Annotated in this window: 21 protein-coding genes and 2 pseudogenes; 12 read left to right on the forward strand and 11 right to left on the reverse strand. The window is 58.5% G+C overall.

What is annotated here, in order from left to right; translation table 11 throughout:
• Positions 1-16: 16 nt before the first annotated feature.
• Complete coding sequence (locus AC1MEE_RS05725) at positions 17-916, reverse strand: LysR family transcriptional regulator (RefSeq protein WP_480414344.1); 900 nt, start codon at positions 914-916, stop codon at positions 17-19.
• Between the two features lie 158 nt (positions 917-1,074).
• Here AC1MEE_RS05725 and AC1MEE_RS05730 point away from each other — a divergent pair.
• The 4 genes and pseudogenes from AC1MEE_RS05730 to AC1MEE_RS05745 form a co-directional block, all read left to right on the forward strand.
• Positions 1,075-1,215: pseudogene (locus AC1MEE_RS05730) on the forward strand (N-acetyltransferase); the annotation flags it as partial.
• A gap of 202 nt (positions 1,216-1,417) precedes the next feature.
• Positions 1,418-3,145: a gamma-glutamyltransferase gene (gene ggt / locus AC1MEE_RS05735; RefSeq protein WP_480414345.1), complete on the forward strand. Its 1,728-nt coding sequence runs from the start codon at positions 1,418-1,420 to the stop codon at positions 3,143-3,145.
• Between the two features lie 316 nt (positions 3,146-3,461).
• Complete coding sequence (locus AC1MEE_RS05740) at positions 3,462-4,022, forward strand: lipid-binding SYLF domain-containing protein (protein ID WP_480414346.1); 561 nt, start codon at positions 3,462-3,464, stop codon at positions 4,020-4,022.
• Positions 4,023-4,129: 107 nt separating this feature from the next.
• Entirely contained in the window at positions 4,130-4,468 is a 339-nt protein-coding gene (locus AC1MEE_RS05745) for a hypothetical protein (protein WP_480414347.1), read from the forward strand.
• A 116-nt stretch (positions 4,469-4,584) separates the two neighbouring features.
• Here the strand turns inward: AC1MEE_RS05745 and AC1MEE_RS05750 are convergent, their stop codons facing one another.
• Both AC1MEE_RS05750 and AC1MEE_RS05755 read right to left on the reverse strand, forming a co-directional pair.
• Positions 4,585-5,631: a class I SAM-dependent methyltransferase gene (locus tag AC1MEE_RS05750; protein WP_480414348.1), complete on the reverse strand. Its 1,047-nt coding sequence runs from the start codon at positions 5,629-5,631 to the stop codon at positions 4,585-4,587.
• Between the two features lie 166 nt (positions 5,632-5,797).
• Positions 5,798-6,139, reverse strand: a complete 342-nt coding sequence (locus AC1MEE_RS05755) for an FKBP-type peptidyl-prolyl cis-trans isomerase (RefSeq protein ID WP_480414349.1) — start codon at positions 6,137-6,139, stop codon at positions 5,798-5,800.
• An 80-nt stretch (positions 6,140-6,219) separates the two neighbouring features.
• Between AC1MEE_RS05755 and AC1MEE_RS05760 the strand changes: the two genes are divergently transcribed.
• The 3 genes from AC1MEE_RS05760 (at position 6,220) to mnmH (ending at position 9,674) form a co-directional block, all read left to right on the forward strand.
• Entirely contained in the window at positions 6,220-7,410 is a 1,191-nt protein-coding gene (locus tag AC1MEE_RS05760) for a DUF2252 domain-containing protein (protein WP_480414350.1), read from the forward strand.
• A 129-nt stretch (positions 7,411-7,539) separates the two neighbouring features.
• Positions 7,540-8,574, forward strand: coding sequence for a selenide, water dikinase SelD (selD, locus tag AC1MEE_RS05765; RefSeq protein ID WP_480414351.1), 1,035 nt, complete (start codon positions 7,540-7,542; stop codon positions 8,572-8,574).
• Positions 8,574-9,674 (forward strand): tRNA 2-selenouridine(34) synthase MnmH, encoded by a 1,101-nt coding sequence (gene mnmH / locus AC1MEE_RS05770; RefSeq protein ID WP_480414352.1) that lies wholly within the window; start codon positions 8,574-8,576, stop codon positions 9,672-9,674. Before selD ends, mnmH begins: the two co-directional genes overlap by 1 nt.
• Before the next feature lie 270 nt (positions 9,675-9,944).
• Here the strand turns inward: mnmH and AC1MEE_RS05775 are convergent, their stop codons facing one another.
• Together AC1MEE_RS05775 and AC1MEE_RS05780 are read right to left on the reverse strand one after the other, a co-directional pair.
• Positions 9,945-11,000 (reverse strand): permease, encoded by a 1,056-nt coding sequence (locus AC1MEE_RS05775; protein WP_480414353.1) that lies wholly within the window; start codon positions 10,998-11,000, stop codon positions 9,945-9,947.
• 146 nt (positions 11,001-11,146) lie between these two features.
• Positions 11,147-11,308 (reverse strand): annotated as a pseudogene (locus AC1MEE_RS05780) (diaminopimelate decarboxylase); the annotation flags it as partial.
• Positions 11,309-11,419: 111 nt separating this feature from the next.
• Here AC1MEE_RS05780 and AC1MEE_RS05785 point away from each other — a divergent pair.
• Entirely contained in the window at positions 11,420-12,625 is a 1,206-nt protein-coding gene (locus AC1MEE_RS05785) for a lipase family protein (RefSeq protein WP_480414354.1), read from the forward strand.
• 5 nt (positions 12,626-12,630) lie between these two features.
• On the opposite strand, the gene arsJ is transcribed toward AC1MEE_RS05785, so the two are convergent.
• The 4 genes from arsJ to AC1MEE_RS05805 all read right to left on the reverse strand — a co-directional run bounded on the left by arsJ (position 12,631) and on the right by AC1MEE_RS05805 (position 16,024).
• Positions 12,631-13,851, reverse strand: a complete 1,221-nt coding sequence (gene arsJ, locus AC1MEE_RS05790; protein ID WP_480414355.1) for an organoarsenical effux MFS transporter ArsJ — start codon at positions 13,849-13,851, stop codon at positions 12,631-12,633.
• A gap of 216 nt (positions 13,852-14,067) precedes the next feature.
• On the reverse strand, positions 14,068-15,072 hold the full coding sequence (locus tag AC1MEE_RS05795) for an ArsJ-associated glyceraldehyde-3-phosphate dehydrogenase (protein ID WP_480414356.1): 1,005 nt from the start codon (positions 15,070-15,072) through the stop codon (positions 14,068-14,070).
• Between the two features lie 23 nt (positions 15,073-15,095).
• Positions 15,096-15,611: a cyclin-dependent kinase inhibitor 3 family protein gene (locus AC1MEE_RS05800; protein ID WP_480414357.1), complete on the reverse strand. Its 516-nt coding sequence runs from the start codon at positions 15,609-15,611 to the stop codon at positions 15,096-15,098.
• Positions 15,612-15,649: 38 nt separating this feature from the next.
• Positions 15,650-16,024 (reverse strand): metalloregulator ArsR/SmtB family transcription factor, encoded by a 375-nt coding sequence (locus AC1MEE_RS05805; RefSeq protein WP_480414358.1) that lies wholly within the window; start codon positions 16,022-16,024, stop codon positions 15,650-15,652.
• Positions 16,025-17,014: 990 nt separating this feature from the next.
• Here AC1MEE_RS05805 and AC1MEE_RS05810 point away from each other — a divergent pair.
• The 4 genes from AC1MEE_RS05810 (at position 17,015) to AC1MEE_RS05825 (ending at position 22,312) form a co-directional block, all read left to right on the forward strand.
• The gene (locus AC1MEE_RS05810; RefSeq protein ID WP_480414359.1) at positions 17,015-18,655 is read left to right on the forward strand and encodes an Nramp family divalent metal transporter; all 1,641 of its coding nucleotides are present in this window, start codon (positions 17,015-17,017) and stop codon (positions 18,653-18,655) included.
• A 306-nt stretch (positions 18,656-18,961) separates the two neighbouring features.
• Positions 18,962-20,773, forward strand: coding sequence for an ABC transporter ATP-binding protein (locus AC1MEE_RS05815; RefSeq protein WP_480414360.1), 1,812 nt, complete (start codon positions 18,962-18,964; stop codon positions 20,771-20,773).
• A 67-nt stretch (positions 20,774-20,840) separates the two neighbouring features.
• Positions 20,841-21,521, forward strand: a complete 681-nt coding sequence (locus AC1MEE_RS05820) for an ABC transporter ATP-binding protein (RefSeq protein WP_480414361.1) — start codon at positions 20,841-20,843, stop codon at positions 21,519-21,521.
• On the forward strand, positions 21,518-22,312 hold the full coding sequence (locus AC1MEE_RS05825) for an ABC transporter permease (RefSeq protein WP_480414362.1): 795 nt from the start codon (positions 21,518-21,520) through the stop codon (positions 22,310-22,312). Before AC1MEE_RS05820 ends, AC1MEE_RS05825 begins: the two co-directional genes overlap by 4 nt.
• 191 nt (positions 22,313-22,503) lie before the next feature.
• Here the strand turns inward: AC1MEE_RS05825 and AC1MEE_RS05830 are convergent, their stop codons facing one another.
• Both AC1MEE_RS05830 and AC1MEE_RS05835 read right to left on the reverse strand, forming a co-directional pair.
• Positions 22,504-23,664 carry an L-talarate/galactarate dehydratase gene (locus tag AC1MEE_RS05830; RefSeq protein ID WP_480414364.1) on the reverse strand — a complete coding sequence of 387 codons (1,161 nt, stop codon included), beginning with the start codon at positions 23,662-23,664 and terminating at the stop codon, positions 22,504-22,506.
• Between the two features lie 40 nt (positions 23,665-23,704).
• The gene (locus AC1MEE_RS05835; RefSeq protein WP_480416162.1) at positions 23,705-25,069 is read right to left on the reverse strand and encodes an MFS transporter; all 1,365 of its coding nucleotides are present in this window, start codon (positions 25,067-25,069) and stop codon (positions 23,705-23,707) included.
• Positions 25,070-25,253 lie beyond the last annotated feature (184 nt).

Below are 25,253 nucleotides of genomic sequence, written 5' to 3' on the forward strand. Positions count from 1 at the left end.
ATATCCCTATGGTCCGTTACACCGCTGCCGCCGAAGGCTGTGAGCGGGCCTGCTTTTCGAAGTCCAGGACCCATTGGGCCAGTGCCCTGGGTGCTGGTTTGCCCGGATGGTCAAAAAATACGAATTCAGTGGTCAGCGAGGCATAGGAACCGTTCAGGAAGTAGGTTTGCACCTGTTCCTGGCGGCAGCATGAATCAACCAGTGACAGGGGGACCAGGGCCACGCCCATGCCGCTGATCACATTGGAAAACAGTAGTGGGTAAGAGCCGCACTCGATGATTTTCTCGGGGGAGATGTTTCCCATCAAAAACAGTTCATCGAGGTTGCGTTGAGAAGCGCTGCGACGACTGTTGACCAGAAAGACTTTGCCGCTGAACTCTTTCAGGTCGCTGATGGGCGGTTGTGTAGCACTGTAAATCAGCGCGAGGGGGTCGTTGAACAGCGTAACCCGGCGATAGTGGGCGGGAGCAAAGCCAGCACCGACTATCACCGCGTCGAGTTTGCCTGCCTCGAGATCCTTCAGCAGCGACTGTGTGTTGCCAATACTGATATCCACTGCCAGGCAATCCGGATTGGCCACCATGCTTTGCAATAGGTGTTGCCGGGTAATGGTGAGGTTTTCTATAACCCCCAGACGAACCCTCGTTTCGGTTTTCGCCTGGCTCAGGCTGGCCTGAGCACGAGCAACCAGTTCGAGTATCTGTGAGGCGTAGGAGTAGAGTTCCTTGCCTTCAGCGGTCATCGTGATGCCCCGTCCGGCACGTTCAAACAACTTGGTGTCGAGCCGTGACTCGAGTGTCTTGATCCGAAAAGAGATACTGGATTGGGCGCGGTTAAGCCTGATCGCGGCTCGGGTAACACTTCCGTAATCGACGATCGCTTTGAAAGCATCCAATTCAGCAATTTCCATAGTCATGCACTCTTTGCTCCGTGACGGGCCGAAGGTTTTCGGATCGTGTCAGGGCCTGCGGAGCCCTGTGCAACTGCTCTATTCTGCACGTTGCAGCAACACTTCGTAACATTTACAGGCAGATTTTTTGAGGCAGGTTCAATGGTTTGCTCGCCAGGGACCCCAAAGCATTTGCGGTGTCGACAGGTGCAAAGGGCATTTTGTTGGAGACGGGAAGAGCCAATGAGGGGGCTCAACGTCTTTATGAGTCACTGGGCTATGTCCGCGACTCTGGTTACTACACTTACTGCCTTGATTTGGCGTAGCACGTCCCTGTTTCGTTGCGGGCGGGCGATGGTGTGTCTGCTGGCTGTGGTTTAGCGGGGCGGGCGAGCCAAAATTGTCCTACAGTCTGTTGGCGCCGGCCATCTGATCGAAACGGACACTACACGATCTCTCGGCATTGGCACTATGAACTGGCAACTGCCCACACGACGTTCCCTTACCTTAAAACAAGAGAGTCGGCTCATGAAATTCGAACCCTTTGCCAAATCGCTCATTGCGACGGCATTCGCTGTTGGTTCCATCAGTGCATACGCGGCTTCGCAAGCCCCGGTTGCCGCCGAGAATGGCATGGTGGTCACGGCCCAACATCTGGCCACCCACGTCGGCGTCGATGTCCTCAAGGACGGCGGCAACGCAGTCGATGCGGCGGTGGCGGTCGGTTATGCGCTGGCGGTGGTCTACCCGGCTGCAGGCAATCTTGGTGGCGGCGGTTTCATGACCATCCAGTTGGCCGATGGCCGCAAGACCTTCCTCGACTTCCGCGAGAAGGCGCCCCAGGCTGCCACCGCGAACATGTACCTCGATAAGGATGGCAACGTCGTCCCGGACCTGAGCACCAAGGGATACCTGGCAGTCGGCGTCCCGGGGACCGTGTCAGGCATGGAACTGGCGCTGAAGAAATACGGCACGATGAAGCGTGACACGGTCATCGCGCCGGCAATCAAGTACGCCGAGGACGGTTTCCTGCTCGAGCAGGGCGACGTCGACTTGCTCGCAACCGCGACCGACGAGTTCAAGAAAGATATGCACGACTCAGGTTCGATCTTCCTGAGCAACGGCGAGCCAATGCAGGTTGGCCAAAAGCTGGTGCAAAAGGACCTGGCCAAGACGCTGCGAGAAATTGCCACTAAGGGTACCGACGGTTTCTACAAGGGCTGGGTGGCCCAGTCCATCGTTGCTTCAAGCAAGGCCGGCAAGGGCATCATCACTCAGGCCGACCTTGATAAGTATCAGACCCGCGAACTCGCGCCGATCGAGTGCGATTACCGCGGCTACCACGTCGTCTCGGCACCACCGCCGAGTTCGGGTGGCGTGGTTATTTGCGAGATCATGAATATCCTCGATGGCTACCCGATGCAAAGCCTCGGCTTCCATTCGGCTCAGGGGCTGCACTACCAGATCGAGGCCATGCGCCACGCCTATGTCGACCGCAACAGCTATTTGGGCGACCCCGACTTCGTCAAGAACCCGGTGACGCACCTACTGGATAAAGACTATGCGGCGAAGCTCCGTGCTGCTATCGATCCGCAAAAAGCCGGTATTTCGCGCGACCTCAAACCGGGTGTAGCGCCTCACGAGGGCAACAACACCACGCACTACTCGATCGTGGACAAATGGGGCAACGCAGTCTCGGTGACTTACACGCTGAACGATTGGTTTGGTGCGGGGGTCATGGCCAGCAAGACCGGGGTCATCCTCAACGACGAGATGGACGACTTCACTTCCAAAATCGGTGTCCCCAACATGTACGGTCTGGTGCAAGGGGAGGCCAACGCGATCGCTCCAGGCAAAACCCCATTGTCCTCAATGAGCCCGACCATCGTCACCAAGGACGGCAAAACCGTGATGGTGGTCGGCACGCCAGGGGGCAGCCGCATCATCACTGCGACGTTGCTGACCATGCTCAATGTGATCGACTACGGAATGAATATTCAGGAAGCGGTCGATGCGCCGCGATTCCATCAGCAGTGGTTGCCTGAAGAAACCAATCTCGAAGCGTTCGCCGTCAGCCCTGATACCCAGAAAATCCTCGAAGGTTGGGGGCAAAAGTTCACCGGGCCGCAGCCGTTCAACCATGTGGCAGCGATTTTGGTCGGGGCGCCTTCCCTCGGCGGAAAGCCGGTCGGCAAGAACCGCTTCTACGGCGCGAACGATCCGCGGCAGGGCTCGGGACTTTCGCTGGGCTATTAAGTGATACGTCGTTAAGTAAAGCGAAGTCCTGTTTCGGGGCTTCGCTGACCAGCACAGGCCAGGATGCGCAACAATTGATGCAAACAAACTCATGACCGCGGGCGCGGGCGCGGGTGTCGACCTACACTGTGGTGTGGATTCATTCACATCCTGCCGGTCGTGGCACTCGTGGTGATTCTGATTCAGTGCATTAAAGGTCGGCGTTTTAATCCACACACTTTAGGGTGCGCCGGAAAGCTTCCCGCAGGTTCGGATCCTGCCTGTTGCAGGCTCTGACTGCTGGTCACATCTGGTCCTCCCGCATCGGAGTACGAAAATGACCCAGTCACTGCGGTTCTTCCTATCGATCGTCCTCGCGGCAGCATCACTGGCATCAGCGAGCCTGCTGAACACTGCCGGCGCTGCAACCGCCGAGGATCTGAATGCCGAGTCCCGGCAAGCGTTGCAAATCCTCTACAAAGCCACTCCATTTGCCGAGACCATTTCGCACAGTGCCAAAGCTGTGCTGGTCTTCCCGAAAATCATCAAGGCGGGTCTGGTGTTTGGTGGCGGCTATGGCGAAGGCGAAATGTTGAAGGGTAAAAAAGTGGACGGTTATTACAACTCCGTGACCGGGTCATGGGGGCTGCAGGCAGGCGCCCAGTCGTACGGCTATGTGGTTTTCCTGATGACCGATAAAGCCGTGAACTATGTACGCAAGACCAAGGGCTGGGAAATCGGCGTGGGGCCAACCGTTGTCGTGGTTGACGCAGGCCTGGCGAAGAATCTGTCGAGCTCGACGCTGAAGGACGATGCCTATGCGTTCATCTTCGACCAGCAAGGGTTAATGGCTGGGGTCAGTATCGAGGGAACCAAGATTTCCCTGATCAAGCGCTGAAAGCCGGCGCCTCAAGGCCTTTTTTCTGAGGCCTTGAGCGTCCGCGCCTTGGCGTAATACGCAAGGAGTCCATAAGTGTCCAACGGACCACATCAGGAGGTTTCACCATGAATGCCCTGACGATCGAAGGCTGGTGCAAAATCGGCGAGCAAAAGTCCACCCCGGTGGGGGAGATCCATTTTTACGTCAGTGGACCCGTCCATTTGCTCCTGGAGCAGGCCGAAGAATCCCTGCAAAGGACCCACGAGCCTGATGTCATGGTCGATGTTGACATGAGCGCGATGGACTTGATCTTGCCGGAGGGATACGGCCCTCTATCCGATTGTCAATTCCGCGTCTATTTGAGTTCGGACGACAAACGCGGCCAGTTCCATTTGGTCGGGTATCGGGAGAGTGATGGCAGCTTGATCTATACCAACGCGGTTATGATTGATCAGCTAGGTTAGCCGCGCACTGTTCAGCGACGCAGGAGTTCACCTGCCGTCGATGAAATTGAGGGCGATGTACCTCGGCATGGCGCCGAACCCAGCCAGCGCCATGCCAACGTGGTGGATCGCCTCGATTACTTGCGCGCCTCCAGTATCAGGTTGAACGGGGTTTCCGCTGCCCGGCGGAACCGGGTGAACCCGGCCTCGGTGAAGACCTCGCGCAGGCGCGTCTCTCCAGCCTGCGCACCCAGACCCAGGCCGACCTCCTGAGACAGCGAGTTCGGTGTGCAGATGAAGGTCGACGCGGCGTAGAACAGCCGTCCCACTGGGGTCATGTTCTCGTCAAGCTTGTCGTTGGCGTAAGGCTCCACCAGCAGCACCGTACCGTCCGGTTTGAGCGACTGATGGGCATGCCGGGCGGCACCTACCGGGTCACCCATGTCGTGCAGGCAATCGAAGTAGCAGATCAGGTCGTAATCGTTGCCGGGATAGTTCTTGGCTGTGCCTTGGGCGAAGCTCGCGTGAGCCGCCACGCCTCCTTCCTCCGCACGTTGCGTGGCGATGCTGATGGACGGCGCGTGGTAGTCGAAACCGACAAAACGCGATGCCGGGAAGGCCTGCGCCATGATCACCGTCGACGCCCCATGCCCGCAGCCGACGTCCGCCACCTTGGCACCGGCGTGCAGCTTGTCGACCACCCCCTCCAGGGCCGGCAACCACTCGGCAACCAGGTGCGCCCGATAGCCGGGCCTGAAGAAGCGCTCCGTACCGCTGAACATGCACGGGTGGTGATCGCCCCAGGACAGGGCGCCATCGCCGCGCATGGCGGCGACCAGCTTGTCCTTGTCATGAAACAACGCCGCTAACACCACGGCGCCGCCCGCCACATAGACCGGTGAGTCCTCGATCGCCAGCGCCAGGGCTTGCTCCTCCGGCAGACGGAACTGCCCGTTGATGTGCTCCATGTAGCCGGATGCCGCGTGGGCGCTGAGCCACTCACGGAGCAGGCGCGCGTTGCAGCCGGTCTTGCTGGCGAGTACTTCAGGGGTGACAGGTTGGCTGTCAGCCATGGCGCGGTACAGACCGAGTTCTTCGCCGAGGATGACATTCGCGAGCATCGCCGCACCGCCCATGTCGGAAACCAGCTTGCCCATGAAGTCATTGAGTTTGGCCTCATCCATTGCGTGTCCTCCTGTAAGAAGGCCACCGTCCACGGGAGTTGCTGATCAGGCAACAACCTGCTCGGCGGTGGTCGGATAGATGACCAGGGCGACAGCGGAGGCGCGATGTGCCGGGAAGCCGTCAGCTGCGCACCCCTGTAGGGGAATAATTCAGTGTAGTACGCCGTCAATCATCCCGCGTCAGCACTTCCAGCAGCTCGATCTCGAAGATCAAATTTGAGTTCGGCTTGATATGGGCGCCGATCTGTCTTTCGCCATAGGCCAGGTGGGCCGGCACGAAGAGTTTGCGTTTGCCGCCGACTTTCATGCCCATCAGTCCTTGATCCCAGCCTTTGATCACGCGTCCGGTTCCGATGACGCATTGGAACGGCTTGCCGCGCTCCCAGGATGAGTCGAACGTGGTTCCGTCCTCAAGAAAACCGGTGTATTGGGTGGTGATCAAAGCGCCTTTGACCACTTCTTTGCCGTCGCCTGGTTGAATCTCTACAACCTGTAGTTCGCTGCTCATGACTCACTCTCGTTAATTTTGAAACCAATGTCTGATTCTTCAAGTCTATTGAAGTCCATAAGACGCGGAAAGAATGCCTGATGAAATTGCCTCGCCCGCAAGAACGGCTGGTGCTCCTCAACAGTCTCCGCAACGAGAAAATGGCCCGTTCCGCTCATGCTTATGTGCGTGGCAATGCCGTGCAGTTTTATGACTGGTTGCACAGCCAGCGAGGGCGGCGTTTACCCCATGGTCCCGGTGTCTGGATTTGCGGTGACTGCCACGTGGGTAACCTTGGCCCGACTGGCGACATCCATGGTCGTATCGATATTCATATTCGCGATCTCGACCAAGCGGTGATTGGCAACCCGGTACATGATCTGGTCCGACTGGCGTTGTCATTGGCCACCGCTGCGCGTGGTTCGGATTTACCCGGTGTGACGACGGCACGCATGCTCGAAGAAATGATGAAGGGCTACGAGCAAGCCTTCGTTAAAGGTTCGGGCGAAGCACCTGAACGCCCAAGCCAGGTGAAGGGCGGCATGCGCTCGGCGGTACAGCGCACCTGGAAACACCTGGCCCGTGAACGTATAGAGAACGCGCGTCCGACCATTCCCCTTGGCAAGAGCTTCTGGCCACTATCGCTCGATGAAAAAGCCGCGATCAAGGCGCTGTGCGTCACACCCGAGATCCAGCAACTCGTCACCTCGCTAAAGGGGCGACCGGATGATGCCCGTGTCGAGCTGCTCGATTCCGCCTATTGGGTCAAGGGTTGTAGTTCGCTTGGCTTGTTGCGGTATGCGGTGTTGCTGGGCGTAGGGGGGCAAGAGGAGCAAGACTATTGCCTCATCGATATCAAACAAGCCGTCGGCGCGGCGGCTCCCCGCGTCGCGCGCGCTCATATGCCTCGGGACAATGCCCGCCGTGTGGTCGAGGGGGCTCGTCAGCTATCCCCAGCGCTCGGTGAGCGCATGCTGGCTACGCGTGTTCTTGACCACGGCATGTTTATCCGCGAACTGCTGCCGCAAGACTTGAAGCTGGAACTGGACACACTGAACGAGCAAGATGCCACTCGCGCAGCGGGCTATCTCGCGAGAGTGGTGGGCATTGCCCATGCGCGGCAGATGGATGAAGCCACGCGCAAAAGCTGGCTGGCTGACTTGCAGCTCAATCGCTCAAAAAACCTTGATGCGCCGTCCTGGTTATGGACCAGCGTGGTTCAACTGGTGGGCAGCCATGAGCAGGGTTACCTGGAGCATTGCCGTCGGTATGCGCTGGAAACTGGCCGGTAGAGATGAATTGGAGGGCTGCCTTGCCACCGATGCGCAGTAGCTCAGCAAGCTGGCCGTTCACCTCTAATCCACCTTCCATCCTTGAGCGCTCTGCTAATATCCGACGACTTGATATTCAGAGGTGCACCCATGAGCGAGCCGATTCGCCTTACCCAGTACAGTCACGGCGCAGGTTGTGGCTGCAAGATCTCCCCGCAAACGCTGGAAGTGATTCTGGCTGGCAGTGGTGCACAGAACCTTGATCCCAAGCTCTGGGTCGGCAATGCCTCGCGGGACGATGCAGCGGTGTATGCCATCGATGAAGAGCGCGGCGTGGTGTCGACCACCGATTTCTTCATGCCGATTGTGGACGATCCGTACGACTTCGGTCGGATCGCTGCCACCAATGCCATCAGCGACATCTACGCCATGGGTGGCGATCCGTTGATGGCGATCGCGATTCTGGGTTGGCCGGTCAACGTGTTGGCACCGGAAGTCGCCCGTGAAGTGATTCGCGGTGGACGGGCAGTCTGTGACGAGGCGGGCATCCCGCTGGCCGGCGGGCATTCGATTGATGCCCCCGAGCCGATTTTTGGCCTGGCGGTGACAGGGCTGGTCGAAAAGCGCTTCATGAAGCGCAATGACACGGCCACCGAGGGCTGCAAGCTCTACCTGACCAAACCCCTGGGTATCGGCATTCTCACCACGGCAGAGAAGAAGGGTGTGTTGCGGGCGGAGGATCAAGGCGTGGCACGCGACCTGATGTGTACGCTCAACAAACCCGGCAGCCGTTTCGCCAGAATCGAAGGGGTCAAGGCGATGACCGACGTCACCGGCTTTGGCCTGCTTGGCCATCTGGTGGAGATGGCTGACGGCAGCCAACTGACGGCGCGTATCGACTTTGCGGCCGTGCCTCGGCTGCCCAGTGTCGATTTCTATCTGGAGCAGAACTGCATCCCCGGCGGCACCCATCGCAACTTCGACAGCTATTCCGGGCGTATCACCCCGTTGACGCAGATGCAGAAATTATTGCTGTGCGATCCGCAAACCAGTGGCGGGCTGCTGATTGCCGTCGAGACGAACGCGCAAACGGAATTCCTCGCGATGGCCGCCGACCTGGGCCTGGTGCTGTCTGTGATTGGCGAATTTGTCGGCCGACAGAGTCACGCGGTCGAGGTGTTCTGATGCGCGACAACAGTGCCGACTACCGCGATATCTTTCTCAACGACATTCCGCTGATGGACGTACGGGCACCGGTCGAATTCGACAAGGGTGCCTTTCCCTTGGCGCGCAATCTGCCGCTGATGAATGATCTGGAGCGGGAGAAGGTCGGCACCTGCTACAAGCAGCACGGCCAGCAGGCGGCCATTGAGTTGGGTCATCAACTGGTTTCCGGTCAGACCAAACAGGCACGCATCGAAGCCTGGTCAGACTTTGCCCGCTCCCAACCCCAAGGCTTCCTGTATTGCTTCAGGGGCGGTTTGCGTTCGCAACTCACCCAGCAATGGCTCAAGAGTGAGGCCGGGATCGAGTATCCGCGTGTCATCGATGGCTATAAGGCGCTGCGTACCTACCTGATCGAAGTCACTGACAACGCCGTGGCCGAGTGCGATTTCGTGCTGGTGGGGGGGCTGACGGGCTCGGGCAAGACCGAGGTGCTGTCACAGCTGGCCAATGCCCTGGACCTGGAAGGCCACGCGAATCACCGGGGTTCCAGTTTCGGCAAGCATGCAACGGCGCAACCGGTTCAGATCAATTTCGAAAATGCCTTGGCAATCGACATTCTCAAGAAGCGCGCGGCGGGCGTGAGTCAGTTCGTGCTTGAGGACGAGGGGCGCGCTGTCGGAAGCCGCGCGATCCCGTTGACGCTGTATCAGGGCATGCAGCAGTACCCGCTGGTCTGGCTCGAAGAGCGCTTCGAGCATCGGGTCGAACGGATTTTGAAGGATTATGTGATCGACCTGTGTGCCGAGTACATCGGCGTCCATGGTATCGAACAGGGTTTCGCTATCTTTGCCGCGCACCTGCGCCAGGGCTTGTCGAGTATCGTCAAACGCCTGGGCGGTGAGCGCTACCAGCGGTTGTCAGTGGTCATGGACAGCGCGCTGATCGAGCAGGAACGGTCTGGCGCGGTGGAGATGCACCGGGAGTGGATCTCCGGGATGCTTGGCGAATACTACGACCCGATGTATGCCTACCAGAGAGACAGCAAGGGGCCGCGCATCGAATTTTCGGGCGAGCAGGCGGCGGTGCTTGAGTACTTGAAGGACCGCAAATCCCTGTAGGAGATTTCGTCCCGTCTTCGACGCTGCGCTGTCGCGCAGCAAACTGGGTCTCGATTCTGCCCGGAGGGCGTAGGAGCTGACTTGTCTGCGAAAAGGGCCGAAGGACCTTCCAGCGGTGGTGAATTCACCATTTTTGCCAGCGCTCCGCACTGGATCGCAGACAAGTCAGCTCCTACAGTCGATCAGCGCCTAGTCGAAAATATCAGAAAGAAAAAATATTATTTATCAATTGCTTAAAGGTTATTTGAGGGGGCTGTGTGTTGCCCAATGTTACAACAGCGCGGCACCCACCAGTCCGCTGACGATGCCGACCAGCATGGTCAGTAGCCCCACAACCACCAGCACCTTGGCGTCGAACGATTTGCGCAACATCAGCAGCGACGGCAGGCTCACGCTTGGCAAGGTCATCAGCAGCGCCACGGCAGGACCGGTGCCCAACCCCAGCGACAGCATGGTCTGCACGATCGGGATTTCAGCGGCCGTGGGAATCACAAACAGCGTGCCGACCACGGCCAGTGCCGCAATCCAGACCAGACTGTTGCCCATGGACGCGTCCACATGGGGGAACAGCCAGACCCGTGCCGCGCCCAGCACCAATACCGCCACCACATAAATCGGAATGGTGCTCCAGAACAACTGCCACAACGTCTGCGTCCAGCGCGTCAGGAAATTCTTCTGGTCGGTTGAGCTCGCGTCCGCTACGGCTTCCAGCGCTTGCTCAGGGACTTGCTCTGGGCTGGCGATGCGTTGAGCAATCAGCGAGACGCCCAGCACCATTACCACGCCGGCCACCAGGCGCAGTGCGGTGAACTCCCACCCCAGCACGAAACCCATAAACACCAGGGTCGCCGGGTTCAGCACTGGATTGGCGATCCAGAAGGCCAGCGCCGCGCCCACGGAAACCTGCTGGCGACGCATGCCCGCGGCCACGGGAGCGGCGCAGCAACTGCACATCATGCCAGGCAGCGCAAACAGCCCGCCGCGCAACGTCGAGCCAAAGCCGGCCCGCCCGAACAGGTTCAGCAGCCAGTCCCGGGGAATAAGCACTTGCAGGAGTGAGCCAAGGATTACCGCCAGCACTGCCGCTTTCCAGATCGCCAGGAAATACACCTGGGCGTAAGCCAGCGCGGCGGTGAGTGGACCGTCCTGTGCAGCGCCGAGAATCGAGGCCCCGATGTTGTGATTGTCAGCGGCGACGAACGACTTGAGGTAGTAGGGCGACCATTTGACGTAGTAAAGGCCAATGACGGCTACCAACAAGAACAGGATTGGCTTCCACCAGAAGGCCAAGCCCCGTGATTGAATTGTGGTGGGCATCGTGGCCATTGAGCGGTTTCCGGGCAGTGAGAATATCGCTCAGCATAGCTCAGCTTGCCCGTGAAGCTCCGAGCTTTAGCGCCAGTGCCGTCTGTTTCTGTTGTCGGCTGAAAGAGAATACTCATCAACCGACTGTTTCGATTCAACCCTGACTTCTAAAGCCCCAACTCCAGGGCCAACAAGTCCGCCAGTGGCTGTGGGCGTCGAATCAATTTGCCGTGCCCGTGCTCGATCAACACTTCCCGCAACAGTGGGCGGCTGTTGTAGTTGGATGACATAGCAGCACCATAAGCGCCGGTGCTGTGTATGACCAGCAGATAGAGCAGCCATGTGGTCGCGCCATTGATCGGGGGTGCGCTTGCCCGCTGTGATGGGATCTATATTGAAAGATACGAATGAAGCAACACACTCCCATGGAGGGGATTTTCATGACAGTAGAAACGCTTGGCGCAGTCGCGCAACCGCCTGAGGGTGATGGCTTCTACAACCCACCTGCTGACTTGGTCGGAGAACATGGGGATGTCATCTGGACTCGGACGCTCGGCGGACCCGCAGCCCTCGCCGCAGCCAGCCATACCGAGTTGATGCTCTATCAATCTCAGGCAGTCGACGGTACCCCAATTGGCGTCTCCGGCATTATCGCGCTGCCCTCCGGTCCTCCAGGCAAGCTGGGTTATCCGGTGATCAGTTGGGCGCATGGCACGCTCGGGCTGGGTAGCAAATGCGCACCCTCACGCGACAGCAAGCAGATGGCTCACGAACTGCTGGAGCATCATCTGATCAATCAGGCACCGCATATCATGCTCAACGCTTTTCTTAAGCTGGGGTGGGCGGTTGTCATGACCGACTACGAGGGCATGGGTACACCCGGAAATCATCCGTATCTGCTTGGTCAATCCGAAGCATACGGGGTGCTCGACATGGTTCGGGCCGCGCGCCAACGCTACCCGCAGATATCCAATCGTGTTGCCATCACTGGACATTCGCAGGGCGGACAGGCAGCCCTATTCGCCGCTCATTATGCAAAACAATGGACGCCCGAGCTGGATGTGCGAGGCGTGGCCGCACTGGCGCCAGCCTCTCATTTGAAGACCGGACTTCTGCGCGGTGCGCAGGCGGCAGTCACCTTCCCTGGTTTCGCCTTTACCCCGCTGTTCCTGTCTGGAGCCATCGTCGGTTCGCGAGCGGGTGCCACTGCCAATGGCAATCCGATCGATCCTGACCAGGTACTCACGGAGCAAGCATTTGCGCTGTTTGAAGACGCCGCGTGCAAATGCCGGGTCGAGCTCAGTCAGTCCGATTCCTGGGGCGGCATCCTGGGCACGGCGCAGTTTAGGGGAGATATCGTGCACCACCCCAACCCCCATCAGCAGGAGTTTCTGCGTCAACTTGATCTGATGAATCCTGCACTGAAGATCCCTGTGCCGGTGCGCATTACGCACGCGCAGAGCGATCCCCGGGTGCAAGTCAGTGATTCCACCTTGCTCGTCGGTGAGCTAGGCGCACAGGGCAACAACGTGTACTACCGAATCTATGCCACGGTTGGTGAAGGTGTTGAGTTGGGGGCACACTTTGGCATCTTCGAGACCGATATCCCGGAGATGACTGCCTGGCTTGCCGAGTTGCTTGACTAGCTGTTTCACTTGGGCAGGGCATGCCTGGGCAGAGCGATAGAGATCAAAGCGGCGAGCAACACAAATGCGGTCGAGATCCACAGGCACGCAATCAGCCCATACACCTGGTAAATCCATCCGGAGAGGACGGTGCCGATCAATCGGCCCATGGCGTTGGACATGTAGTAGAAACCCACATCCAGCGATACGCCGTCTTCCTTGGCGTAGGAGACGATCAGGTAACTGTGCAGTGATGAGTTCACGGCGAACAGTGCGCCGAAGACCATCAACCCGCCCAAAAGAACGACCTGCTCGGATAGTCCGGTGTTCAAACCCAGGGCAATCGCTCCCGGCAACACTGCCAGCGGAAGTGCCCAGAGGAAGGCGGCGCGACCATCAGGCACATGCCCACGTCTTTTGCCAGTGATAGCCGGGGCGAACGACTGCACGATGCCATAGCCGATAACCCACGCCGCTAGGAAACCACCGACCATCCAGACGTCCCAGCCAAAGGCTGTACTGAGATACACCGGCAACGCGACGACAAACCAGACATCCCGCGCGCCGAATAAAAACATCCGTGCTGCCGACAGAATGTTGATTGCACGGCTCTTGGACAGGATCTCGCGAAACTTGGGTTTGGCTTGAGCTTTGCCCAAGTCCTTCTGTAGCGAGATCAGGCTGCTGATCCAGATCAGCCCCAAGACGCTGGCCATGGCCAGCACGGCACCCTTGAAGCCAATGGTAGTCAGCAGTGCACCGCCGAGGAAAAATCCGACGCCTTTAAGAGCGTTCTTCGAGCCGGTGAGGATCGCTATCCACTGGTAGAGTTTGCCCTGTTGTCCATCAGACACCAGAAGCTTGATGGAGCTTTTGGCGCTCATCTTGTTCAGGTCTTTGGCAATCCCCGACAGCGCCTGGGCGCCCATCACCCAAGGGATGGTCAACCAGACCGAGGGCACTGCCAGCATCAGCAATGCCACGACCTGAATCGCCAAACCAATGTTCATGGTTCGGTTCAAACCCAAATGAGCCCCCAGAAAACCACCGACGAGGTTGGTGACCACGCCAAAGAATTCGTAGAACAGGAACAGCGCCGCAATTTGAAGTGGGCTGTAGCCCAGTGCGTGAAAGTGCAGCACAACCAACATACGCAAGGCGCCGTCGGTGAGGGTAAAGGCCCAGTAGTTACCCGTGACCAGCAGATACTGCCGCACTTCTGGAGCGAGGGCTGACAACGCGTTCATGATCGCTCTCATCAAACTAGATTCAACCCATTGGATTTAAAAGATTATTTTTTGGAATGCGGGATTAACTGTGGGAGCGAATTCATTCGCGAATACGGTCTATCAGGCGCCGACGATGGTGGATGTGCCGACGCCTTCGCGAATAAATTCGCTCCCACGGGGGATTCAGTGTGAACCCAAGACCGAGTTTGCTGCGCGATGGGGCGCAATCTCCTGTCAGACTGCCAGCCCGACCATTTTCGCCAGCTCGACAGTGCGGTTGGCGTAGCCCCATTCGTTGTCGTACCAAGCATAGATTTTCACTTGGGTGCCATTGATGACCATGGTCGACAGCGCGTCGATGATCGACGAGCGCGGATCGGTGCGGTAGTCGATGGACACCAGAGGCCGCTCCTCATAGCCGAGAATGTCCTTCAGTTCGTTTTCTGAGGCGTCCTTCAGCAGCTGATTCACTTCCTCTGCGGTGGTGGCGCGTTCGACCTCGAACACGCAGTCGGTCAGCGACGCGTTGGCCAACGGTACGCGCACGGCGTGACCATTCAGGCGTCCGCGCAATTCCGGGAAAATTTCGGCGATGGCCGTGGCCGAGCCGGTGCTGGTAGGGATCAGGCTCATCCCGGAAGCGCGCGCACGGCGCAGATCCTTGTGCGGCTGATCGAGGATGCTTTGCGTGTTGGTCAGGTCGTGAATGGTGGTGATCGAGCCGTGACGAATGCCCAGATTTTCGTGAATCACTTTAACCACGGGAGCCAGGCAGTTCGTGGTGCAGGACGCCGCCGTGACGATGCGATGTTCCGCAGGCTTGAACAGTTGATGATTGACGCCCATCACGATGTTCAACGCACCTTCTTCCTTCGCCGGGGCACTGACCACGACGCGCTTCACACCTTGGTCCAGGTAGCCCTGGAGGACCGCAACGGTCTTCATTTTGCCGCTGGCTTCGATCACCAGATCGCAACCCGACCAATCGGTGTCGGCAATCGCCTTATTGGCGCTGACCTTGACCCGCTTGTCGTCGATGATGATGCAGTCGCCCTCAGCGCTGGCCTGATAGTGCCAGCGGCCATGCACGGAGTCGAAATTCAACAGATGCGCATGGGTGGCTGCATCACCTGCCGGGTCATTGATCTGCACGAATTCAAATTCTGGCCAGCTCCAGGCAGCTCGCAGAGCGAGGCGACCGATCCGACCGAAACCATTGATACCCACTTTGATAGTCATGTCTTTATTCTCTGTATCTGCTGTCAGTGGGAGTCCGACTTACGAGTGTCGAACTGGTCGATGTATTCAATATGGGCAGGATGTTGAATGGCGCGTGGACGCAGCGACTGCACCTCGCAGATCGCTTCGTCGAACGGCACGCCGCATTCGATCAATAACTGCGCCGCGATCAGGCCGGTGCGACCAGAGCCACCTTTGCAGTGGATGGCAATGGTCTTGCCTTCGGTCAGCAACTGCTTGAGGCGTTGATGGTGCTGTTCCCAGGCCGCCTTGAATGCCTCGCCGGGGACCTGTTCGTCCGCTACCGGCAGGTGAAACCATTCAATGCCCAGGAGCTGGCATTCTTCAGGCAGCAGGTCGACTTCGTTCTGGAGCAACTCCTCGGTCGGCATCAGCGTCAGCAGAGCCGATGCACCGGCGTCCTTGAGGGTTTGCAATGCTTCAAAAGACCGGGTGCCCTTGGTGCCAGGGCACGGGGTGAAAATCAGTTGGCCTTTGAGCTGCGTCAGGGGCAATACGGAATACGGATGTTGTTGCACGGTGAAATACCCTCAGATAGAGCGCTGGTTAACACGGTTCATGAGTTCTTCTGCCGACTCCAGCAAGCAGCGGCCCGTTCCGGGCGGTCGCCCATTTCATCAAGGCGTTTCGCATCCGGGCTCAACCAATGTTTGTTGGCCTCCAGCACGGTAGTCAGAACACCATGCACCCAATCAGGCAGGTTCGGATGCAGCCGGTAGTAGACCCATTGGCCTTGCCGACGATCCGCCAGCAATCCGCAAGTGCGCAGTTGGGCCAAGTGTCGGGATACCTTGGGCTGACTCTCATTCAGCGCGCAGGTCAGTTCGCAGACGCAGAGTTCACCCTCACGGGTAACCAGCAGCATCATGCGCACCCGATTGTCGTCAGCCAGGCATTTGAAAACGGTGGTCGGTGTCAGGTGGTCGGTCATTGCTGTTCTCTGAGTCTGAATTTCACCAAGAGGAATATTTTGATGCGCTGGTCATGACGAGGCCTCAGTCTATATGCGGTTTTCCGAATATATGATTTTCCATATGTAAGGTAAAGCGAAAGAAATCTATGACTGATACGCCAGCAGGGGATCGCCCACCAAGATGGGTTTAACAGCGGGCTCAGGTACCGGGCGTGCAGGTAGTTGGCAGGCGACCGCGGGACTGAAACAACTTGTATTGACTTTTTTTATTAGGCACGCATAAAATTCGTCCGTCATATCTTGGAGAGCCTATTACCTTGGATAGCCATTGTAATAAATCGGAAAAAATTTCCGCATAGGCTTGGCCAGATCTTAGCTAGATTCCCTTAGCCAACGTCTTGCCAAGAGCAAGACGTTGCGCGCATCAGTATTGAACTCCTTCGCGTAACTAAAACATAAAGCCTGGGCGATCAGATCCTTCTGTTCGCTCCTGAACCGCTGCGTGCGTCTTACGTTCGCTGCGGTCGCAGGTTTTTGCACCCGCCATCTGCCTCCATTTGCGCAGGAGCGGCTGTTTTTTACGTAATCGAACCGCCGGGTACGGAAAGGAGGGGTCATGTCATCTGAACATAGTCAAAGCCCACTACCTTGTTTGACGCTGTTACAGCGAGAGAAAGCCAGAAGGAGAACCGATTATGGACCCCAGTATTAGTAGATCGGTCACTCTGACTGAAATGGCGACGCCTCGCGGGTAGTCGTAAAACCATCTCTGGTTGATCTCTCCCGCGCGTCCCTCCATTCCTCTCCGCGTGACCTCCTCAGAACCCTGACCTCCCTTGGTCGGTGGTGTATGACCCGTTTATTGCGTTTTCCGCTGCATCAGGATGTCTGATTTTCCGCTCTAAGTGCCGGCCACAGGCAGTGGCCTGGAGAGGGGGAATACAGGCGTGCCTGTCCGGCAGGAATCGAAAGCGGCATCCAGCGTTACGCTTTTGGAGAGATTTCATTATGTCCAACTTGAAGATTGAAACCGCTGTTCTCGACAGCGCCCACGTCGGAGACATCCGCGGAGCACTCGGTACCATCCGTTATGACGACATTGCCCCTCGCAATGGTTGGAGGCAGCGCTTCAAAACGCTTCTGGCCATCCTCGGCCCCGGGTTGATCGTGATGGTGGGTGACAATGACGCCGGTGCGTTCAGCACCTATGGCCAAGCCGGCCAGAACTACGGGACCATGCTGCTGTGGACAATGGCACTGCTGGTCCCGGTGCTTTACGTAAACCAGGAAATGGTGCTGCGTCTGGGCGTCGTGACCGGTGTCGGTCACGCCCGGCTGATCATTGAGCGCTTCGGCAAGTTCTGGGGTGCGTTCAGTGCGATCGACCTGTTCATCCTCAACGCACTGACCATTGTTACCGAGTTCATCGGCATCAGCCTCGGAATGGAGTTCCTCGGTGTGCCCAAGGTGGCCGGTGTGTGTGTGGCAGCGGTGTTCATCATGCTCGCCGCCTGTACCGGCGACTTCCGGCGCTTCGAACGCTTCTCGCTGATATTGGTGGTGGGCAGCCTGCTCCTGGTTCCGATCTTCGTGATGATCCATCCACCCATGGCGCAAGTCGCTCACGACTTTCTCGTCCCGCAACTGCCTACTGACGGCAAGCTGTCGGAGGTGTTGCTGCTGGTAATCGGTATCGTGGGCACCACCGTGGCGCCGTGGCAGCTGTTCTTCCAGCAAAGCTACGTGATCGACAAGCGCATCACTCCGCGCTTCATCAAGTACGAGCGCGCCGACCTGTGGTTGGGCATCGCGCTGGTGGTGATTGGCGCGGTGGCAATGATTGCCTTCACTGCGCAAGTTTTTGTCGGTCACCCAGAGTTTGGCCAGTTCACCGATGCCGGCGCTATCGCAACGGGTATCGCCAAATACCACGGGCGTCTCCCAGGCGTACTATTTGCGATCGCACTGATCGACGCCAGCATCATCGGCGCAATGGCGGTGTCGCTGTCGACCGCCTATGCGCTGGGTGATGTACTGAGCCTGAAGCATTCACTGCACCGCAAGCCAAGCGATGCCAAGGGCTTTTACGTGATGTACTGCGGCCTGATCGCGCTCGCCGCAGCGCTGGTACTGATTCCCGGTGTGCCGCTGGGCCTGCTGACCAACGCCGTACAGACGCTGGCCGGCGTGCTGCTGCCGAGCGCCACCGTGTTTTTGCTGCTGCTGTGCAATGACAAGGAGGTGCTAGGTCCATGGACGAACAAACGCTTCACTAACGTGATTACTGCCGTGATCGTGGCGGTGCTGGTGCTGCTGTCGATCATTCTGACCACTGCGGTGGCTTTTCCGAATATGTCCGGTGAAACCATCACCAACATCTTGATTGGTGGCGGCATGGTAGGGCTCATTGTCGCCATTGCCGTGAATGTGTTGCACGCCCGCGAAGAAGCCGACAAAGGGGCGTTGTCTGACAACACCGTCACCTTCACCCAAAAAATGATGTACTCCTGGCGGATGCCGCCACTGGCACAACTGACGCCGATGGTGTTGTCGCAACGCAATCGCATCTGGATGGGGGTGCTGCGAGGCTACCTGGTCGTGGCAATGGGGATGGTGATTTACAAGGTAGTCCAGCTGGCGCTTGCTTAAATCTGTTAACCGGCGGGCCGAACTGCGAAAGCTTTCGTCCCGCCTATCAAACAACCTATAAGTCGTTGAAAAATAATATATAAATATTAAGTCAGGCACCGATCGACTGTAGGAGCTGACTTGTCTGCGATCCGTCCGGGGTCGCGCTCGACCGAAGCGCTGGCAAAAATGGTGGATTCACCGCCGCCGGAAGGTCCTTCGTGTCGGACGCGACCCCGGCCTATCGCAGACAAGTCAGCTCCTACGCCCTCCGGGCAGAATCGCGACCCAGTTCAGCCTCACCTTCCTCCAGGAGCCATCCGTCGCATGCCTGTTGTCAGCCGTTTCGCTTCTTTTTTCGACCAGGCGAGGCGTGCCTTGGAGTTGGTATGGAGCACCTCGCGAGGACTGTTCCTGGGCCTGGTGCTGGCGACGCTGGTGGCGGGTGTTCTCCCTGCGTTGGCCGCCTGGCTCGGGCAGCGCATCGTCGACGCGGTGGTCGCCGCCATGCGGTTGCATGCGGAGCAGGGCAGTGCGCCTCTGTGGCCAGTGTTGCGTTACGTGTTGTTTGAGGCCGGGGTTCTCGGGTTATTGGCCGGTGCGCAACGCGGGCTCTCGGTTCAGCAGTCACTGTTGAGGGTGCAGTTGGGGCAGAAGGTCAATACCTTGATTCTGGAAAAGGCCCAGACGCTGTCGCTGACTCAGTTCGAGAACTCAGACTTTTACGACAAACTGGTTCGCGTGCGCCGCGAGGCCTCGACGCGGCCACTGGCGTTGGTGACCAAGTCCCTTGGCCTGATTCAGAACCTGATTTCCTTGATCAGCTTCGCGGTGTTGCTGGTGCATTTTTCGCCTTGGGCGCTGGTGATTCTGCTGCTCGGCGCCTTGCCAGTATTCTTCGCCGAAGCCCATTTCTCCGGCGATGCCTTTCGCCTGTTCACCCGCCGCGCTCCTGAAAGCCGGCATCAAAACTACATCGAAACGCTGCTCTCTCATGAAACCTATATAAAAGAGGTCAAGTTATTCGGCTTTGCGCCGCTCTTGCTCCAGCGTTATCGGGACACGTTCAAGCGGCTCTATGCTGAAGACCGGCGCCTCACGCTCCGTCGCGATAGCTGGGGGTTCCTGCTGGGACTGCTCGGTACCAGCGCGTTTTATCTGGCCTACGCCTGGGTGGTGATCGACACGGTGAATGGCCACATCAGCCTTGGGCAGATGACGATGTACCTGGTGTTGTTCAAGCAGGGGCAGACAGCAGTCAGCAGCAGCCTCAGCGCCATCAGCGGGCTTTACGAGGACGGTCTGTACCTGTCCAATCTTTATGAATACCTGGCGCAGCCGGTGATTGTCGAAACCGGGAGCCTCACCCAAGGCGTATTACCTGGCGATGGTTTGCGCTGCGAGGGCGTCGGCTTTCGTTACCCGGATTCCAGCCATGCCACGCTGGAAAATATCGATTTGCATCTGGTGCCCGGGAGCAGCGTGGCGTTGGTCGGCGAGAACGGTTCGGGCAAGACTACGCTGATCAAGCTGTTGACCCGCCTGTATCGGCCGGATCAGGGCCGCATTCTGCTCGACGGCAGCGATATCAATGACTGGAGTGAGGACGCGTTGCGCCGGCGTATCGGGGTGATCTTTCAGGATTACATCCGCTACCAACTGCCCGTGGGCGAAAACCTGGGTGTGGGTGACATCGACGCGTTCGGCGACGAAACCCGATGGCGCGAAGCCGCCACCCAAGGCATGGCGGCGGAATTCATTGAGCGTCTCGATCAAGGCTATGCGACCCAATTAGGCCGATGGTTTGCGGGCGGGCAGGAACTGTCGGGTGGGCAATGGCAAAAAATCGCACTGTCGCGCGCCTACATGCGCCGCAATGCCGACATTCTGATCCTCGACGAGCCCACCGCGGCCCTCGATGCGGCCGCAGAAGCGGCCGTGTTCGAACACTTTCGCGAGCATGCCAAGGGCCGCATGACGTTGCTGATCTCCCATCGCTTTTCCAGTGTGCGTAACGCTGATCACATCATTGTGCTGGATCAGGGGCGGGTGCTTGAGCGCGGTAATCACCAGAGCTTGATCGCGGCCGGAGGGCGTTATGCCCAGTTGTTCAACTTACAAGCCCGGGGTTATAGGTAAGAGCCCCTCTGCGTTATGGTAGGGGCATCTGTGAAACCGCTGCTTTTTATATCGAGAAAATTGTCGAGTGATCTTTATCAAAGCATCCGGACTTGTCCGATATGACGCGAAAACCCGTAAGAATCTGCTCAATGAGACGGATTTCACCTTGTCAGGAGGTGATCGCGTTGCCCTCACCGGGTCTTCGGGGTCGGGGAAAAGCGTGTTTCTTCGTGCCCTGGCGTTGCTTGACTCGTTGGATGGGGGCAGCGTGTTCTGGCGTAATGAACCGGTGTCAGGCTCGGCAATTCCGGCGTACCGCCGCCACGTCAGTTACATCGCCCAGCGTCCAGCAATGCTCGAGGGGACAGTCGAGGAAAATCTACGCTACCCCTTTACCCTGAAGGTCTATCAGGACCTCAGGTTCGACCACGCCGCCGTTTTACGGCTGGCCGAACAGGCGGGGAGGGATGATCGCTTCCTCGGTAAACACTCCAGCGAACTGTCGGGCGGAGAAGCTCAAATCGCCGCGCTGATCAGGGTGCTGCAATTGCAGCCTGACGTGCTTCTACTCGATGAGCCCACCGCTGCACTGGACCCGGAATCATCCAGGGAGATCGAGTCATTGGTCGGGGCCTGGTTCAAGGGTGCTAAACAGGACGGCCGCGCCTATATCTGGATCTCCCATAATCAAGAACAGGCGCAGCGCATGAGTGAGCGTCGGCTAACGATGCAGGCGGGTACATTGAGCGAGCAAACGGCATCATGAACTATCAGAACCTGTCGCTCCTGGACATCGGTATTGCCTCCTCGTTGATCCTGATTAACGGCCTGCTTTCGCTGGTCCTGAAACTTGATCTGGAGCGCAAGCTCGCCTGGGCCGCGGTCCGGACTGTCGTGCAGCTACTCGCCATTGGTTACGTGTTGGGGTGGGTGTTCAACTTCGCGCAGTGGTATGTCGTGTTGGCGTTGATGGCCGGGATGACCCTGATTGCGGGACTGTCGGCTTCGGATCGAGGGCGGCGCACCTACGCGGGGCAGCGAATCGACAGCATTGCTTCAATCTGGCTGAGTTCGTGGTTGGTCACTGCCGTCGGCCTGTTCGCGATCATTCGGATTCATCCCTGGTATGAGCCGCAGTATGCAATCCCCATTCTCGGGATGATTCTCGGCAATACGCTGACCGGTGTATCGCTGGGCATTGAGCGGATGACTCAGGAATTGACGGCCGGTCGTAGCGTGGTGGAAATGAGCCTGGCGCTCGGTGCCTCACGCTGGGAAGCCGCACAAGGCCCGGCGCGTCAGGCGGTGCGAGCCGGGATGATTCCTACGCTGAATCAAATGACGGTGGTCGGATTGGTCAGCCTTCCCGGGATGATGACCGGCCAGGTACTGGCGGGCCAATCGCCGATTCAGGCGGTGCGTTATCAAATCATCATCATGTTTCTGATCGCGGCCGCTTCCGGGCTGGGGACCGTGTGTGCAGTGTTGCTCACCTACAGACGGCTGTTTTCACCGGAGCACAGGTTTTTGGCGTCGAAGCTGACGGAACGGAGATAGTCGGCTGACTCGGCGCATCCGCTGATCCTGTTTTAAACGGCTCGACTCAATTATTGAAGTTTGCGCAGGGTGCCCATGCTGAAAAATGCCGCCACACCCGGCAGGGCGTAATCGGCGACGTTTTATTGTTCCTATGTGTTGGCTCAATCAGGGAATCGCCCGGCTGAATGTTCAGTCGGGCGGTTTCAGCATTACGCCCGCTTACCGACTTCCACCTGCTGCGCGGTCCAGGCCTTGACTTGTTCGCTCAGGGTCAGGCCCAGGCCCGGACGGGTCGGCACGAGCATGCGGCCGTCCCGAGTCTCAAGACGCTCGTTGAACAGCGGCTCCAGCCACTCGAAATGCTCGACCCAGGGTTCGGTCGGGTAGGCTGCGGCCAAGTGAACGTGCAACTCCATGGCGAAATGCGGGGCCAGCATCAGGCCCGCGTGCTCGGCCATGGACGCCACTTTCAGGTAAGGGGTAATGCCACCGACGCGCGGTGCGTCGGGCATCAGGAAGTCAGCCCCGCGCAGTTTGATGAACTCGGCATGCTCGGCCACGCTGGTGAGCATTTCGCCCGTGGCGATTGGGGTGTCGAATTGCAAGGCCAGAGCGGCGTGACCTTCAGCGTCGTAGCAGTCCAGCGGTTCTTCGATCCAGACCAGATTGTATTCCTCGAACTTGCGGCACATGCGCTGCGCGGTGGGCCGGTCCCATTGCTGGTTGGCATCGACCATCAGCGGAAAGTCGTCGCCCAGGTGTTTACGCACGCTGCTGACACGGTGGATGTCCAGCGCGCTGTCGGGCTGGCCGACTTTGAGTTTGATCCCGCCGATGCCCTTTTCACGGGACAGGTCGGTGTTCTTCATCAATTGATCGAGCGGGGTGTGCAGGAAGCCACCCGAGGTGTTGTAGCAGCGCACGGAGTCGCGTTGTGCACCCAGCAAGCGGGCCAGCGACAGGTTGGCCCGTTTGGCTTTCAGGTCCCACAACGCCACGTCGAACGCGCCGATGGCTTGAGTGGACAGACCGCTGCGGCCCACCGATGCGCCAGCCCAGCACAGTTTGGTCCAGAGCTTGGCGATGTCGCTGGGGTTTTCACCGATCAACGCCGGGGCGATTTCCTGAGCATGGGCGAATTGGCCCGGGCCGCCGGCACGTTTCGAGTAACTGAAGCCCAGACCGCGATGGCCGTCGACGGTTTCGATCTCGGCGAACAGCATGGCGATTTCGGTCATCGGTTTCTGGCGGCCGGTCAGGACTTTCGCGTCACTGATGGGGTTGGCCAGTGGCAGGAATACTGAGGAAACCCGGACCCATGCGATGCGGTCGTCATCCGAGGACTTGATGTTTTGTGCTTGAGTGAGCATGCGGGCTCTCCTGGTGATCAATTTCAAAAAAGAGGGGGAGTTACCGACGTGGCCGAGCCAGGTCAATCGGTGTCGAGGCAATCGGAGCCGCTTCCAGGGGCGGATCTTCCGAGTCGTCCAGGTCGAGGCGTTTCAGCGGGCCGACAATGAGCAGGTACGAGAAGGCGCCCAACAAGCCCATGGCCGCGACATACATCAGCGCGACATCGAAGGAGCCCTGTTGGTTGATCATTACGCCGATGGCGATGGGGGTAACGATGCTGGCCAGGTTGCCGCAGAAGTTGAACATGGCACCGCTGACGCCCATGGCCCGCTTGGGCGATACGTCGCCGACGATGCACCAGCCCAGGTTGCCGACGCCTTTGGCGAAGAAGGCGATCGACATCACCAGGATGACCAGGGTGATCGACGGTGTGTAGTTCGCTACCACGATGCTGCTCGATAGCAACAAGCCGCAGATGATCGGGGTCTTGCGGGCGGCGGTGAGACTGAAGCCCTTGCGCAGCATCGAGTCCGACCAGAGGCCGCCGATCATGCCGCCCAGGCAGCCGGCGATGGGCGGGATAGCCGCCACCAGACCGACCTTGAGCAGGGTCATGCCCTTGGCTTCGATCAGGTAGGTCGGGAACCAGGTGAGGAAAAACCAGGTGATGGACGTCAGGCAAAACTGGCCCAGGTAGATGCCGAGCATCATCCGGTTGCCGCCAATCGCCCGTACGCGTTTCCAACTGAAGGGGGTAGGGGCATCACCCATCGAGGGCAGGCCGCCGCCGGTTTCGATGTAGTCGATTTCAGCCTGATTGACGCGCTTGTCCTTGCGCGGTTCATGGACCATGCGAAACCACAGCAAGCCGATCAGGATGCCCGCCGCACCGGTCACGAAGAACACCTGCTGCCAGCCCCAGACGTTGAGGGTCCAGACCATGATCGGGGTGAAGGCCGCCAGCGCGAAGTACTGCGCCGACTGGAACACCGCCGTGGCCAGGCCCCGCTCGTGGCGCGGAAACCACATGACGGTGAGGCGGTTGTTGGCCGGAAAGGCGGGCGCTTCTGCCACGCCCATCAGGAAGCGCAGCACGAACAGGGCGACGAACGCTGAACTGAACAGGTCTACGTAGCCCTGTAAAAAGGTCAGCACCGACCAGATGATCAGGCTTATCCCCAACACCAGACGTGAACCGAAGCGGTCGAGAATAATCCCCCCGGGAATTTGCAGCCAGGTGTAGGCCCAGCCGAAGGCGGAGAAGGCGATGCCCATGGTCACGGCATCGAAGCCAAGATCCTTGCGCAGGCTAGGTGCGGCGATGGACAGGGTCGCCCGGTCGACATAATTGAACACGGTGACGATGAAAATCATCACCAGGATCAGATAGCGGACGTTGGTTTTCGTCGCTATGGCGTGCATAGGGTTGTTCACTTTTTATTTTCCTTATGGTGAAAACGGTGCGGCGAATCGGTTGGGCGGTAACGCTCCTGAAGCGGTGTTTCAGCTCTATGGTTTCAAATCGATGATTGCGCAATCATTCAATGTTAAAAAAGTGAACTGCTTTTGGAGGGGCAGCTCTGTGGTCGGATATTACACTGATTGC

The sequence above is a fragment of the Pseudomonas sp. ASL3 genome (genome assembly GCF_056680425.1).

Coding starts and splice junctions, on each gene's coding strand:
- selD (WP_480414351.1), top strand. CDS start 7,540: ATGAGCGAGCCGATTCGCCTTACCCAGTACAGTCACGGCGCAGGTTGT.
- AC1MEE_RS05750 (WP_480414348.1), bottom strand. CDS start 5,631: ATGGATGAGGCCAAACTCAATGACTTCATGGGCAAGCTGGTTTCCGAC.
- AC1MEE_RS05775 (WP_480414353.1), bottom strand. CDS start 11,000: ATGGCCACGATGCCCACCACAATTCAATCACGGGGCTTGGCCTTCTGG.
- AC1MEE_RS05795 (WP_480414356.1), bottom strand. CDS start 15,072: ATGACTATCAAAGTGGGTATCAATGGTTTCGGTCGGATCGGTCGCCTC.
- mnmH (WP_480414352.1), top strand. CDS start 8,574: ATGCGCGACAACAGTGCCGACTACCGCGATATCTTTCTCAACGACATT.
- arsJ (WP_480414355.1), bottom strand. CDS start 13,851: ATGAACGCGTTGTCAGCCCTCGCTCCAGAAGTGCGGCAGTATCTGCTG.
- AC1MEE_RS05810 (WP_480414359.1), top strand. CDS start 17,015: ATGTCCAACTTGAAGATTGAAACCGCTGTTCTCGACAGCGCCCACGTC.
- ggt (WP_480414345.1), top strand. CDS start 1,418: ATGAAATTCGAACCCTTTGCCAAATCGCTCATTGCGACGGCATTCGCT.
- AC1MEE_RS05760 (WP_480414350.1), top strand. CDS start 6,220: ATGAAATTGCCTCGCCCGCAAGAACGGCTGGTGCTCCTCAACAGTCTC.
- AC1MEE_RS05745 (WP_480414347.1), top strand. CDS start 4,130: ATGAATGCCCTGACGATCGAAGGCTGGTGCAAAATCGGCGAGCAAAAG.
- AC1MEE_RS05805 (WP_480414358.1), bottom strand. CDS start 16,024: ATGACCGACCACCTGACACCGACCACCGTTTTCAAATGCCTGGCTGAC.
- AC1MEE_RS05825 (WP_480414362.1), top strand. CDS start 21,518: ATGAACTATCAGAACCTGTCGCTCCTGGACATCGGTATTGCCTCCTCG.
- AC1MEE_RS05740 (WP_480414346.1), top strand. CDS start 3,462: ATGACCCAGTCACTGCGGTTCTTCCTATCGATCGTCCTCGCGGCAGCA.
- AC1MEE_RS05785 (WP_480414354.1), top strand. CDS start 11,420: ATGACAGTAGAAACGCTTGGCGCAGTCGCGCAACCGCCTGAGGGTGAT.
- AC1MEE_RS05725 (WP_480414344.1), bottom strand. CDS start 916: ATGACTATGGAAATTGCTGAATTGGATGCTTTCAAAGCGATCGTCGAT.
- AC1MEE_RS05830 (WP_480414364.1), bottom strand. CDS start 23,664: ATGCTCACTCAAGCACAAAACATCAAGTCCTCGGATGACGACCGCATC.
- AC1MEE_RS05815 (WP_480414360.1), top strand. CDS start 18,962: ATGCCTGTTGTCAGCCGTTTCGCTTCTTTTTTCGACCAGGCGAGGCGT.
- AC1MEE_RS05835 (WP_480416162.1), bottom strand. CDS start 25,069: ATGCACGCCATAGCGACGAAAACCAACGTCCGCTATCTGATCCTGGTG.
- AC1MEE_RS05755 (WP_480414349.1), bottom strand. CDS start 6,139: ATGAGCAGCGAACTACAGGTTGTAGAGATTCAACCAGGCGACGGCAAA.